Here is a 13,318-nt window from a genome sequence, read left to right as displayed (position 1 = left end):
TTATCTGCTGCTAAAAAAAACGCTGTACCGCAACTCGTGCTAAGATAGCCCATTACGCCTCGCAGGAAGATTGAGGTACGACTGTTTTAAGACGATGACTTCAGGATACTATGACTAAGAAAAAAGCCCACAAACCTGGATCAGCCACCATTGCGCTGAATAAACGCGCTCGTCATGAATACTTTATCGAAGATGAATACGAGGCGGGTCTTGCCCTGCAGGGATGGGAAGTAAAATCTCTCCGCGCAGGTAAAGCCAATATTGGCGACAGCTATGTCATTTTGAAAGATGGCGAAGCCTATCTGTTTGGCGCCAACTTCACGCCGATGGCGGTAGCGTCCACCCACTACGTATGCGACCCAACGCGTACCCGTAAGCTTCTGCTCAATCAGCGTGAACTGGATACCCTATACGGGCGTATCAACCGTGAAGGTTACACCGTGGTCGCTCTTTCCCTGTACTGGAAGAATGCCTGGTGCAAAGTCAAAATCGGCGTAGCGAAAGGTAAGAAACAGCACGACAAGCGCACCGATATAAAAGATCGCGAGTGGGCAGTTGATAAAGCCCGCATTATGAAACACGCAGGTCGTTAATTGCCCTTCTCTTGAGGGTCAGCCAGCTGGCCCTCACGCTATATTGTTGTTGATGCTGATTTTTCATCCACTCTGGCGCCATAATCCTCAAAACGAGGGCTGGTCAGCGCATTCATAAATCTGTTATACTCAACGTACACATTGGGGCTGATTCTGGATTCGACGGGATTTGCGAAACCCAAGGTGCATGCCGAGGGGCGGTTGGCCTCGTAAAAAGCCGCAAAAAAATAGTCGCAAACGACGAAAACTACGCTTTAGCAGCTTAATAACCTGCTCTGAGCCCTCTCTCCCTAGCTTCCGCTCTTAAGACGGGGATCAAAGAGAGGTCAAACCCAAAAGAGATCGCGTGGAGGCCCTGCCTGGGGTTGAAGCGTTAAATCTAATCAGGCTAGTCTGGTAGTGGCGTGTCCGTCCGCAGGTGCCAGGCGAATGTAAAGACAGACTAAGCATGTAGTACCGAGGATGTAGGAATTTCGGACGCGGGTTCAACTCCCGCCAGCTCCACCACTTGCTCTTCCGGATACGTCCGGGGAAATCCTGAAAGCCCGCATGGCACAAGCCCTGCGGGCTTTTTTGTGTCTGTCGTTGTCCGAGGACATCCGGCTAAATCCAGAGAAAATTGGTACACGTTTAGGTACACGCTATACTGTGGTCCATTAAACGTGTACCAATTATGGAAGGGATCCAGACATGGCGCGCATTACACGCCCACTGACTAACAACGAAATACTTAAAGCTAAACCTCGTGAAAAAGACTTTACCCTGCATGATGGTGATGGCCTGTTCTTGCTCGTCAAAACCTCCGGTAAAAAACTCTGGCGCTTCCGTTATCAGCGACCGGGAAGCAGCAGCCGCACAAATTTGAGTCTCGGCTCATACCCTGCCCTTACACTCGCAGCAGCTCGTCAGATACGCGACCAGCACTTAACCACGCTCGCGCAAGGCATGGATCCACAACAGCAGCAGGAGCAAGCGTCAGAACAACGCCAGATTGAGTTAGACAGCATTTTCTCAACAGTGGCTGCTAACTGGTTCCAGATTAAAAGCAGAAGCGTCACAGAAGATTATGCAAAAGACATTTGGCGCTCCTTGGATAAAGATGTTTTCCCTGCCATTGGGGCGATACCTGTCCAGGAGATTAAAGCCAGAACGATTGTTGAAGCACTAGAGCCAATCAAAGCTCGGGGGGCGCTTGAGACTGTTCGTCGTTTGGTACAGCGTGTTAACGAGATAATGATTTATGCGGTTAACACCGGTCTGATAGATGCGAATCCGGCATCAGGTGTTGGCATGGCCTTTGAGAAACCAAAAAAGCAAAACATGCCGACGCTGCGGCCAGAAGAATTGCCAAAATTGATGCGGTCACTGGTTATGTCTAATTTATCTGTTCCAACACGCTGCCTCATTGAGTGGCAGCTCCTGACGCTCGTTCGCCCTTCAGAGGCCTCAGGTGCTCGTTGGGAAGAGATCGATCTCAATGCAAAGCTCTGGACTATTCCAGCCGAACGGATGAAGGCCAAGCGTGAGCACATCGTTCCTCTATCTCTACAAGCATTAGATATTCTGGAAGTGATGAAGCCAATCAGTGCTCATCGTACACATGTTTTTCCGAGTCGAAATGACCCAAAGCAACCAATGAATAGCCAGACGGCAAATGCTGCTTTAAAACGGATTGGATATGGGGGTAAATTAGTAGCACATGGTTTGCGCTCAATAGCGAGTACTGCAATGAATGAAGCTGGTTTGAACTCAGATGTAATTGAAGCAGCACTTGCTCACATTGAGAAAAATGAGGTTCGGAGAGCATATAATCGCTCAACTTACCTTGAAAAAAGAAAGAAGCTTATGAGTTGGTGGGGTAATTTCATAGTGAATAGCAAATAAGGATATAATGATGAGCACGAGAGAATTTCCATGCAAAGCATCAAACATCTATGACAAAAACATAAACTTCCTATTTGGCTCAGGAGCTTCAGCATCGTATATACCAACCTTGTGGATTGCAGAAAATACTACTTATGAGACTTTATTAACTCATGAAGATTGCAAGGACGTTAGGGATTTCATCTTATGTTCCTATTTTAACAAAATTATTAGAAAGACATTTTGCATAGAGCCAATTTCAGAAAACAAAAAATATAGTTCAACGATAGCTAGCTATACAAATTTCCTAGATGAACTTGTTACCTTATTAGAGAAGAAAGGTTCCAATCAAATAAGGAGAGCAAATATTTTCACAACTAATTATGATCTTTTCTTTGAAACAGCAGCAGACAATGCATTAACCAAGAAAACGTTCCATTTCAATGATGGTGCTATAGGGTTTAAAAATAGAAAATTAAATATTAGTAATTTTCACATTACTACTTGGCATCAAGGTACGCATGACATGTACAAACATGAACTACCAACTGTTAATTTAATTAAGATGCATGGTTCAGTCTCATGGAAAAGAGATGAGAATGAAACGATAAGTATTAATTATCCAATTACGTCACCCGCAAGAATAAAATTAGAGACAGAAAAGACCATAGATGATCTAGTAAACACTCTAAATAACACCAATGATAATCTTGTTGATTACTTAGATTTAAATCTTAATGACCTGAATTTACTTGATGAATTTAAATCGTATTATAACTCACTCGCAATAGTTAACCCAACAAAAGAGAAATTTTCAGAAACGGTATTTCAGCAACATTACTATCAAAGTTTAAGATTATTAAGTTATGAATTAGAGAAACCACAAACAGTATTAATTTGTTTCGGATTTTCATTTCAAGATGAACACATCCTTGAAATAATTAAAAGATCTTTGAGCAATCCCACTTTGAAAATATTTGTTTTTTGTTATAACACGCAAAGTAAGCACGATATAAATATCACCGTAAACGATCCTAGAATAACCTACATTTACCCGAAAGAAGATGATCATAAAATATCTTTTGATACTTTCATTGATAGAATTTTCAAATCAGAAACAGGAGATTGGGTCACATGGACGAATTAAACATTGGTAAAGTAACACAAGTAAAAGGAACCACTGTTAAGGCAAAAATAAACCATGATTTGTACCAATCAACATATTTTCACAATGGGAAAATACTGCGCGGTATATCCATAAATGAGTTTGTTTTAGTCCGCAAAGGCTATCAGGATATTGTAGGTAAGATCATCGGTGAGGAAATTGTTGAGAATTTTAATATTAGAATCGATGACATCGAACAGAAAAGGTATGAAAGATTTGTTGAGCTTAATATTCTCGGTTATTTTTTTGAAGATAAATTTTACTCTGGTATAAAATACCTTCCAATGATAAATGATAGACTGTATTTAATTTCGGATGATAAAATATCTGAGATATACAGCTTTAGCAAAAGTACTAAAACCCCACTAATCAACATTGGTAAATCCATGTTGGAAGAATTACCAATAAACATCCCAATAAACGGTGTTTTTAATTCTCACATTGGAATTTTTGGAAATACAGGGAGCGGAAAATCGAATACTTTAGCAAAATTGTATCAATCACTTATCAATCGAATTGAAAACACAAAACTGTTTAGTAGCAAATCAAATTTTGTCTTGATAGATTTCAACGGCGAGTATGGAACACTTGAGAGTTCCTTTCCAGAGTTGTGCCATTCAATAAAACTTAGCACCAAAAAAGATGGTGGTAAAATTCATTTCGGAGAAAAAGAGTTTTGGGATGATGAGCTATTATCAGTGTTATTTTCAGCAACTGAAAAAACACAAAAGCCATTTTTAACCCATTTAATAAAGAGCAAGTTAAAATATGATAACGATCTTAATGAGTATCTAAAAAGAACCATTGAAATAATGTTTGGCACAAACCCTCATAAAGAGACTGTTAATTTACTTAAAAGCCTAATATCTTATTTTGATGAGGGTGCCCAACAAAAAATAAGAGATGAGCTATCTCTATTCACTTGGCATTCAGGTCAAGACAAATATACACACCCTGCTAGCTGGCTTGATAACACAGCAGACGTTCTACAACACACTAAAACAATTTACAACAGCAACTTCCAGGTTACCAGTGTATTTGATGAAATTGCCATACGTGCAACACTACAACTAATAAACTCTGTTTCCAGGAACTATGTTCAATATGAACATATATATCCACTAATAAATAAAATAATAGCAATGAGTTCATCCCTAGCTAAAGTCATAGAAATAAATGAAACTCAAAAAAATCATAAACCCATATCTATAATATCCCTTAAAGAATGCAATCAATCCATAAAAAAAACCATTCCAATGATGATTGCAAAATGTTCTTTTTTAGAACATAAGTCCTCTGAAAACAAGAAAGAAAGCTTCCATTTAATAATAGATGAAGCTCACAATATTCTTTCTGAAAGCTCTGTGAGAGAGGCTGAGACATGGAAAGACTATCGACTCGAATTATTTGAAGAAATAATAAAAGAAGGTAGGAAATTTGGTTATTTTGTTACTATTTCAAGCCAGCGACCATTTGATATATCACCAACAATTGTGTCACAGCTGCATAATTATTTCATACATCGCTTGGTAAATGAAAATGATCTTTATCTTCTTAAAAACACCTTAAGTACCTTGGATGCAGCTTCCAGAACGCTCATACCAACACTTCCCCCTGGTGCATGTATAATTTCAGGAACAGCATTCCATACTCCGCTGCTTGTACAGATCGATAGACTTGCTGAAGAAAGTGCTCCACAAAGTGACACGCTTGATCTTGAGAATTTATGGGATCTTTAAAAATGAATAACCCCGCTGCAAGTGGACTACCCCCAAAAGTAACTACTGGGTAGTTCGCCCCAAGGGGCGGGGAATATAACCCTCAGGGATTAACTTGTGTGCAATGCTCTACCTGCCACGCCTGCCCACTTTGTGTGTTGGTTTTAATGCAGTTGAATTACGAGACTCAGGCTGCCACAGGCCCGAATAATATGTCAGGAAAATAGCAGCCTCAGAAGCCCGTAACGCCCTCGAACAGTATCGCACCACCCATCGACACACCCGAGAACACGCACAGCGCAGCGACGCGCTCAGGCCGCGAAATTAAATATCATTAAATAAATACTTTACCGCTGGCGCGCAGTGCTTTCCCCGCCTCGCCTGCACGCTTCGTGGGTCGGTTTTCATGCAGGTGCATGGACAGTCTTAGGCCGCGGCGGGACAGGGCTGCGAAGGGAGTGACGGGACGAGAAAGCGCATGCAAAACCATGCACCCTGTGGATGCATGGCTTAATTCGGGAAAAATAGCGGTATTTTCGGGGATTTCTTACGGGGCTACCTGCTGGCCAGTTCCGTGCGCCGGCGGGCATAAATCAGGCTCTGTGCGGGGGTGTATTTTTCCTGATTATCCACCCGCGAAGCCGCGTCAGGCCTGAATCCGATGGCCGTTAAAATATCACTGTCTTCTGCCGCATAATTAATTTCTTCACCGGTACTCAGCCACACGGACAGCGCTTCCCTCAGGTAATGCGCCGAACGGTCCAGCGCATGGCCGGTCAGGAGTGCGGGCTGCTGGCTAAGACCCATCAGCTCCGGGGCGAGCGTGGCGGCGAGCTCTGTCCCGTGTGCCTGCATGAAGTCATTCAGCCGGTTGCGAATACTGATGCGCTGCACCGCTTCATGGGCGCGGATATAGCGCCCGGCGGCCTGATTTATCTCCCATTTTTTGACATCGATAATGTCGCGCAGTGTCTGCATTCTGCCCGGTATACGGTCATCCCCGGCCAGCACCTGTTCCTGATATTCCTGCTCTGCGGCCGCCAATTCGGCTTTACAGTTCAGCCAGGCGGTTTCGTTCTTCTGACAGGCTTCAAAGGCCTGCTGTAGCGTAAGGGTGGTCATGGTCAGTTCTCCCCTGATTAATGACGGTATGGCGAGCTGTAGCAGCCCTGCACTTTACGGGGTGCCGGGGGTGTGACCGGCTCCGCGACAGGCGGCGCTTTCTCCGCCGGAGGACGTATAACCTCGTCGATGGCTTCAGTAGTGCGGAACGTCGCCGAGCACTCAATATTGGTGCACTGGTGATAGCGCTGTTTGACGTTCTCCGACAGATAGCGGGAGGTGCGGGCATGCGCCGACTTTTTGCAGAACGGACAGTGCATCATGGCAGCAGCCCCCGCGCTTTCAGGTCAGCCTCGCGCTGACGGATTTCCTCCTGCCAGACTTTACGCTCGCCGGGCGTGCTGGCGGCGTCGTGGTTCATGTGCGGAAGCGCGACGGCCGGGAAGCCGGTCAGGGAGAGCACCGGCTCATCCGCTGGCGTGACGGAGAAGGCGCTCACTTTCCCGGTCAGGAAGGTCACCACCTGATGCATGACCTCTTTCTCCGGCTCGGTGTACCCCTGATGGCCGATGGTGTTGGCGAGCGGGTTTGCCATCACATCCGCTTTCAGCACCATCGCCCGGACCAGTGGCCCGAGGGTGTCGTTCAGCGCGCGGTCGAGCTCTTCCTTCGCATATTCAGACAGTACGGCATGATGCGCCTGGCGGAATGCCCGCGCGGTGCTGTTGCAGGCGACTTTCAGCAGGTCACGTTCAAAGGCCAGCACTTCGGTCAGATTGTCACATTCCTGCGCCAGCTCCCGGCGGGCCACGCGTTCGATATGGCCGCTTTTCAGCTCATCGGTCAGCATGGCACCCCCGGCACGGAAAGCGGCGCGCCATGTGCGGGTATCGCTGCCGTTGTCCTGCTCCAGCGCCGCTTTCTGCTCCTCTGCGCGGGTGATGGCCGTCAGGGTGTCCTCCATCCGGCGGGCCTGTTCAAGATGGGCCGCTCTGGCGGCGGCCAGTCGCTCCAGCGCCGGTTTCAGGTAATCAGGGATAAAGGTGGTGTCGGTCATGGCAGGTTTCCTCGTGATTTCAACATGAGGTGATTCTGCCGGGGCACACACAACAACACGACCTGTTGCGGTTGTGGCAGTACTGGCACAAACAGGGCGTCAAAACCCGGCTTGCCAGAGAAAGGTCTCAGGAAAAGCATACTCACTGTTTGTTTTTTTACATATAACTGTTCACCACTGTTCACCATAAGAAAAAATATAAGTAATACAGTAAGATAATGGGTGAACAGTTGAGGGGTTGACTGTTCACCCACTGTTCACCACTGTTCACCTTTCTGTTTTTACGATGCTCTGCTTGCTTAGATTTTTTAGTGATTAAAGAATAAATATATATAGATAAAAGTAATCATAGGTTTGCCATCAATTGCCAATGATTGCCAACGTTTGCCAGTGTTTTCCACTTTCAAAAAATCAACATGTTGTGTGGTCGGGCACAACAAAAAGACTTGTTGCCCTCAGGGAAAATATTCACAAAATAGAGAGCTACCCGAGGCCGGACGGACACGACCGGCACTGTATGGACTTTATGAGGTAGCCCGATGCACACCGCTTTTTCTTCCCCGTCTTCTGCCCCTGCCGCGCCGCTGATGCCGGTTTCTGATGCCGTTCAGGAGCGTTTTATTCGCCTGCCCGAAGTGATGCATCTGTGCGGGCTGTCCCGCTCCACGATTTACGACCTCATCAGCCGGGAGGCTTTCCCGAAACAAATCTCGCTCGGCGGAAAAAACGTGGCGTGGGCGCAGTCAGAAATCACCGGGTGGATGGCTGACCGTATCGCCGAACGCAACCGGGGCTATGACGCATGATGATGCCCGTTCTGCAAAAAGCCCCTTTTTCTGGCTTGCTTCCCTTCGTCGTTTCCAGGTATAGTTTTATCGCTGTCGCAAAATCGACAGCCGGGCGTGGAAACCCGAGTAATCTAACGGCGACACCAGACGCGCCTTGCGTCTTTTTTTGTGTCTTCGCCCTCGTGCACCTGTTACTTGCGCAATGGTTTCATGGCTGTTGTAGCTATCGAGTAATGGTGGCTCAGGCGGGGCCGACTTCGGTCGGGCCGGTATCCGTTAGAGCCGGTATTTCCACCCCCGTCTGGGCTACCACCAGTGAGCGTGGAAACTCCGGTGGTAGCGTAATACGCTATCTAACGGAGGTTGCCCCTATGGCTACGACCCTCACCCCGTCACACCCGCAGTTTGTCTTTGTGTTTGCCGCCGTTCGCCGCGCAGACCGTCAGCCCCGTATCTGTATGCTCCGCGCCGTCGCCGGGGATGAACACGCCGCACGTCTTTCCCTCGTTCGCGATTACGTCCTCTCGTTTGCCGGGCGTCTGCCGGTGGCGGAGGTGCGCGCATGAAACAGCCCGCCATCACCGTCAAAGACCTCGAATGCCTTGAGCACCTGCGCAACGTCGGCCAGTTCGTCGGCGAGCTGATGCAGGTGCAGGACTGCACCTCCCTGCGTCGTGACCCGGCGCAACAGTTACAGCTCACCTCCGTGATTTACCTCATGACCGCCCAGCTCGACGCCGTGGTCGAACGCTGCAACCACCGCTGGTTCACCGGGGAGGGCAATGTATGAAAACGCCTCTGCCGCCCGTATTGCGTGCCGCCCTGTATCGCCGCGCCGTGGCCTGTGCCTGGCTGACCCTGTGCGAACGCCAGCACCGCTATCCTCACCTCACCCTCGACGCGCTGGAAAGCGCCATCGCCGCCGAGCTGGAGGGGTTCTATCTGCGCCAGCACGGCGAGGAGAAAGGCCGTCTGATTGCCTGTGCATTACTGGAAGATTTGATGGAGGCCGGGCCGCTGAAAGCCGCCCCGTCACTCTCCTTCCTCGGACTCGCCGTGATGGATGAGCTCTGCGCCCGCCATATCACATCGCCTGTACTGCACTGAGGGAGAAAACCATGAAGATGAACGTAACGGACACAGTAAAACAGGCGTGCGGCCACTGGCCGCGCATTCTCCCGGCGCTGGGAATGAAAGTGATAAAAAACCGCCATCAGGCCTGTCCGGTATGCGGCGGCGCTGACCGTTTCCGCTTTGACGATAAAGAGGGGCGCGGCACATGGTTCTGTAACCAGTGCGGCGCCGGTGACGGCCTGAAACTGGTTGAGAAGGTGTTCGGCGTGTCGGCATCCGAGGCTGCCGGGAAGGTGAACGCCGTCACCGGCCACCTGCCACCGGTGGCCCCGGAGGTGACAGCAGCCGCAGAGGCCGGAACGGAGGCCGACCGCAAAGCAGCGGCCGCGCTGGCCGTCAGACTGCTGGAGAAAACGCGCCCGGCCACCGGCAACGCTTACCTGACCCGCAAGGGCTTTGCCGGCCGTGAGTGTCTGACGCTGACCGCGTCTCACAAAACCGGCGGCGTGGCCTACCGCGCCGGTGATGTGGTGGTGCCGCTGTATGACGGGACCGGCACGCTGGTTAACCTCCAGCTTATTAACGCTGACGGTCTTAAACGCACCCTGAAAGGTGGGCAGGTCAAAGGGGCATGCCATCTCATCGACGGACAGAAACAGGCGGGAAAACGCCTGTGGATAGCGGAGGGTTATGCGACGGCCCTTACCGTGCATCACCTGACCGGCGAAACCGTCATGGTGGCGCTGTCGTCCGTGAACCTTCTTTCTCTGGCGAGCCTGGCCCGTCAGAAACACCCGGCCTGTCAGATTATCCTCGCCGCTGACCGTGACCTGAACGGCGACGGCCAGAACAAAGCCACCGCAGCCGCTCAGGCCTGTGAGGGCGTTGTCGCCCTGCCGCCGGTGTTCGGTGACTGGAATGATGCGGTGATGCTGAAGGGGGAGGACGCCACGCGGAAAGCCATTTATGCCGCCATCCGGCCAGCGGCACAAAGCCCCTTCGACACCATGAGCGAGGCGGAGTTTACCGCCATGAGCGCCAGTGATAAGGCGATGCGGGTGCATGAGCATTACGGCGAAGCGCTGGCCGTCGATGCCAACGGCCAGCTTCTGTCCCGCTATGAAAGTGGCATCTGGAAGGTGATAACGCCGTCTGATTTTGCCCGCGATGTGGCCGGACTGTTCCAGCGCCTGCGCGCCCCGTTCTCATCGGGGAGAATTACCTCAGTGGTGGAGACCCTGAAACTGATTATTCCGCAGCAGGAGGCACCGGCACGCCGTCTGATTGGTTTTCGCAACGGGGTACTCGATACCAGCTCAGGTATATTCAGCCCGCACAGTAAATCGCACTGGCTGCGCACCCTGTGTGACGTGGATTTCACCCCGCCGGTGGAGGGCGAAACGCTGGAGACCCATGCGCCGAATTTCTGGCGCTGGCTCGACCGGGCGGCCAGCAGCAACCCGACAAAACGCGACGTGATTCTGGCCGCGCTGTTTATGGTGCTGGCGAACCGCTACGACTGGCAGCTCTTTCTCGAAGTGACCGGCCCCGGCGGCAGCGGGAAAAGTATTCTCGCCGAAATCGCCACGATGCTGGCCGGAGAGGATAACGCCACATCAGCCGACATCGACACGCTGGAGGACCCGCGCAAGCGTGCTTCCCTGATTGGCTTCTCGCTCATTCGTCTGCCTGACCAGGAGAAATGGAGCGGTGACGGTGCCGGGCTCAAAGCCATCACCGGCGGTGACGCGGTCTCCGTTGACCCGAAATACCAGAATCCCTACTCGACGCATATTCCGGCGGTCATTCTGGCGGTCAACAACAACCCGATGCGCTTCACCGACCGCAGCGGCGGCGTGTCACGTCGCCGGGTAATCATCCACTTCCCGGAGCAGATAGCCCCGGAGGAGCGCGACCCGCAGCTCAGGGATAAAATCGCCCGCGAGCTGGCCGTCATCGTGCGCCAGTTAATGCAGCAGTTCAGCGACCCGATGAGCGCCCGCGCCCTGCTACAGTCGCAGCAGAACTCCGACGAGGCGCTCAGTATTAAACGCGACGCTGACCCGACGTTTGATTTTTGCGGCTATCTGGAGGCGCTGCCGCAGACCAACGGGATGTTCATGGGTAATGCCAGTATCATCCCGCGTAATTACCGTAAATATCTCTATCACGCGTATCTGGCCTATATGGAGGCCAACGGGTACAGGAATGTGCTCAGCCTGAAAATGTTCGGACTGGGACTGCCCATGATGCTGAAAGAGTACGGGATGAATTATGAGAAGCGGCACACAAAGCAGGGGATACAAACTAACCTGTCGCTGAAAGAGGAAAGCTACGGCGACTGGCTGCCGAAGTGCGACGAACCCACCGCGACTTAACCTGTCTCAGACCGGCGACCGCCGGTCTTTTTGTATCTGCCCCTCCCTCAAGGGTGAACAATCCACTGTTCACCCTTCACCGTATATTCACCCTGTATCACTATGAAAGTATTAATAAAAAACCAAAGGTGAACAGTGTGAACAGTTAAACCCAAAAAAACTTTTTACCCCCCCTCATCACCATCGTATTGCGGTGATGGTCGCCGGAAACAGGCCAGAAACGCGCTGAGGTGAAGAGTTGACTGTTCACTCTTCACCAACCGTTCACCATCTATCACTATGATATTAAAAAGAAAAATAAGGAGGTGAACAGTGTGAACAGTTAAATGCAAAAAAACTTTTTACCCCCCCCCTCATCACCATCATATTGAGGTGGTGGTCGCCGTAAACAGGCCGGAGATGCGCTAAGGTGAAGAGTTGACTGTTCACTCTTCACCAACTGATCACCGACTATCATTATGATATTAAAAAGAAAAATAAGGAGGTGAACAGTGTGAACAGTTAAATGCAAAAAAACTTTTTATCCAGCCTTTGTAGATCCAGAAAAATCATCAGGAGGAAGAGCAATCGACAACTTTAGATAAGGAAGAATGCTATGACATTCCATAATTGGTACACGTTTAGGTACACAAATGAAAGTTGAACACATTAAAATAATTTAAATTTAAATACTTACGCAATTTATTCAGACTCCGCCAGCCCACCACTTTTTAGTTGTTTGAAGTATACTGAAGTCTACTAAGCCCGCACAGCACAAGCTCTGCGGGCTTTTTTACGTCTATTGTCGTCCAGTGAGAATTGCTGAGAACTACGAGTTATGGCACCCTGAATGGGACCCACTAAGAAGGGTCCAAAAATCGAGGGTCCCAAATGGCAAAAATCGCTAAGAAGCTCACTGACACTGAAACCAAAAGCACTAAGCCAGCCGATAAAGAAATCAACTTATTTGACGGCGATGGTTTGATTCTACGAATCGCTCCTTTGGCAAAAGGAGGCAAGAAAAATTGGTATTTCAGGTATGCAGTACCAGTGAGCAAGAAAAGAACCAAAATGAGCCTTGGGACATATCCTCACCTTACCCTTGCAAGAGCCAGAGCCTTACGAGATGAATATCTCTCCTTTCTGGCAAATGGTGTTGATCCCCAAGTCCATAACAACGATAAGGCGAAGGCATTAAAGAGTGCTACTGAGCACACCCTCCAAGCCGTAGCGCGGAAATGGTTAGATGAGAAGGTAAAGACCTCAGGTATCTCACAAGACCATGCAGCAGATATCTGGCGCAGCTTAGAGAGAAATGTCTTTCCTGGTCTGGGTAATGTCCCTATCAATGAGATCCGACCTAAGCTCTTAAAACAACACCTTGATCCTATTGAGCAACGAGGCGTATTGGAAACTCTACGCCGCATCATTTCACGTCTGAATGAAATCTTCCGGTGGGCAGCCACTGAAGAACTTATTGAGTTCAACCCGGCTGACAACCTTAGCCAAAGATTCAGTAAACCAAAAAAGCAAAATATGCCTGCCCTTCCCCCAAGCGAATTGCCAAGGTTTATGGAATCTTTGACGAATGCGTCAATCCGGTTGGAAACGGCTTTGTTGAATAAATCGAACTTTTGCTGA

At 49.4% G+C, this 13,318-nt stretch carries 12 protein-coding genes, 1 other RNA gene and 2 pseudogenes; 12 read left to right on the top strand and 3 right to left on the bottom strand.

Annotated features, from left to right (window positions below; translation table 11 throughout):
- The first annotated feature begins 110 nt into the window (after positions 1-110).
- The 5 genes from smpB (at position 111) to HMPREF3178_RS03675 (ending at position 5,360) form a co-directional block, all read left to right on the top strand.
- Positions 111-593 carry an SsrA-binding protein SmpB gene (gene smpB, locus HMPREF3178_RS03695; RefSeq protein ID WP_004104655.1) on the top strand — a complete coding sequence of 161 codons (483 nt, stop codon included), beginning with the start codon at positions 111-113 and terminating at the stop codon, positions 591-593.
- Positions 594-736: 143 nt separating this feature from the next.
- Positions 737-1,100, top strand: a transfer-messenger RNA (tmRNA) gene (gene ssrA / locus HMPREF3178_RS03690).
- Positions 1,101-1,283: 183 nt separating this feature from the next.
- Positions 1,284-2,477 carry an integrase domain-containing protein gene (locus tag HMPREF3178_RS03685; RefSeq protein WP_023307278.1) on the top strand — a complete coding sequence of 398 codons (1,194 nt, stop codon included), beginning with the start codon at positions 1,284-1,286 and terminating at the stop codon, positions 2,475-2,477.
- A gap of 7 nt (positions 2,478-2,484) precedes the next feature.
- On the top strand, positions 2,485-3,603 hold the full coding sequence (locus HMPREF3178_RS03680; RefSeq protein ID WP_226952347.1) for an SIR2 family protein: 1,119 nt from the start codon (positions 2,485-2,487) through the stop codon (positions 3,601-3,603).
- Positions 3,591-5,360, top strand: a complete 1,770-nt coding sequence (locus tag HMPREF3178_RS03675; RefSeq protein WP_023307276.1) for an ATP-binding protein — start codon at positions 3,591-3,593, stop codon at positions 5,358-5,360. The genes HMPREF3178_RS03680 and HMPREF3178_RS03675 overlap by 13 nt, the downstream gene beginning before the upstream one ends.
- A gap of 534 nt (positions 5,361-5,894) precedes the next feature.
- Here HMPREF3178_RS03675 and HMPREF3178_RS03670 read toward each other — a convergent pair.
- From HMPREF3178_RS03670 to HMPREF3178_RS03660, 3 genes are read right to left on the bottom strand one after another with little or no spacing between them, the layout of a single operon-like run.
- Positions 5,895-6,461: a phage polarity suppression protein gene (locus HMPREF3178_RS03670; protein ID WP_048982013.1), complete on the bottom strand. Its 567-nt coding sequence runs from the start codon at positions 6,459-6,461 to the stop codon at positions 5,895-5,897.
- 17 nt (positions 6,462-6,478) lie between these two features.
- Positions 6,479-6,724, bottom strand: a complete 246-nt coding sequence (locus HMPREF3178_RS03665; protein WP_004185270.1) for an ogr/Delta-like zinc finger family protein — start codon at positions 6,722-6,724, stop codon at positions 6,479-6,481.
- Positions 6,721-7,458 (bottom strand): hypothetical protein, encoded by a 738-nt coding sequence (locus HMPREF3178_RS03660; RefSeq protein ID WP_048982015.1) that lies wholly within the window; start codon positions 7,456-7,458, stop codon positions 6,721-6,723. Before HMPREF3178_RS03660 ends, HMPREF3178_RS03665 begins: the two co-directional genes overlap by 4 nt.
- 539 nt (positions 7,459-7,997) lie before the next feature.
- Between HMPREF3178_RS03660 and HMPREF3178_RS03655 the strand changes: the two genes are divergently transcribed.
- The 7 genes and pseudogenes from HMPREF3178_RS03655 to HMPREF3178_RS03630 all read left to right on the top strand — a co-directional run.
- Positions 7,998-8,264, top strand: coding sequence for a helix-turn-helix transcriptional regulator (locus HMPREF3178_RS03655; RefSeq protein ID WP_004132554.1), 267 nt, complete (start codon positions 7,998-8,000; stop codon positions 8,262-8,264).
- Positions 8,261-8,593, top strand: a pseudogene (locus HMPREF3178_RS32010) (ash family protein); the annotation flags it as partial. The gene HMPREF3178_RS03655 and the pseudogene HMPREF3178_RS32010, both read left to right, overlap by 4 nt.
- Before the next feature lie 24 nt (positions 8,594-8,617).
- Positions 8,618-8,812: a host cell division inhibitor Icd-like protein gene (locus HMPREF3178_RS32005; protein ID WP_004132556.1), complete on the top strand. Its 195-nt coding sequence runs from the start codon at positions 8,618-8,620 to the stop codon at positions 8,810-8,812.
- Positions 8,809-9,036, top strand: coding sequence for a hypothetical protein (locus HMPREF3178_RS03645; protein WP_048980309.1), 228 nt, complete (start codon positions 8,809-8,811; stop codon positions 9,034-9,036). The genes HMPREF3178_RS32005 and HMPREF3178_RS03645 overlap by 4 nt, the downstream gene beginning before the upstream one ends.
- Entirely contained in the window at positions 9,033-9,353 is a 321-nt protein-coding gene (locus HMPREF3178_RS03640) for a DUF5375 domain-containing protein (protein ID WP_004098169.1), read from the top strand. The genes HMPREF3178_RS03645 and HMPREF3178_RS03640 overlap by 4 nt, the downstream gene beginning before the upstream one ends.
- A gap of 11 nt (positions 9,354-9,364) precedes the next feature.
- Positions 9,365-11,698 carry a primase-helicase zinc-binding domain-containing protein gene (locus HMPREF3178_RS03635; RefSeq protein WP_070585023.1) on the top strand — a complete coding sequence of 778 codons (2,334 nt, stop codon included), beginning with the start codon at positions 9,365-9,367 and terminating at the stop codon, positions 11,696-11,698.
- A gap of 870 nt (positions 11,699-12,568) precedes the next feature.
- Positions 12,569-13,297, top strand: a pseudogene (locus tag HMPREF3178_RS03630) (phage integrase central domain-containing protein); the annotation flags it as partial.
- Positions 13,298-13,318 lie beyond the last annotated feature (21 nt).

This window comes from Klebsiella sp. HMSC09D12 (genome assembly GCF_001808475.1).
Classification (GTDB): Bacteria; Pseudomonadota; Gammaproteobacteria; order Enterobacterales; family Enterobacteriaceae; genus Klebsiella; species Klebsiella oxytoca.
Note: the sequence above shows the minus strand (reverse complement) of the source record. Positions and strands in the feature narration are given on the sequence as shown.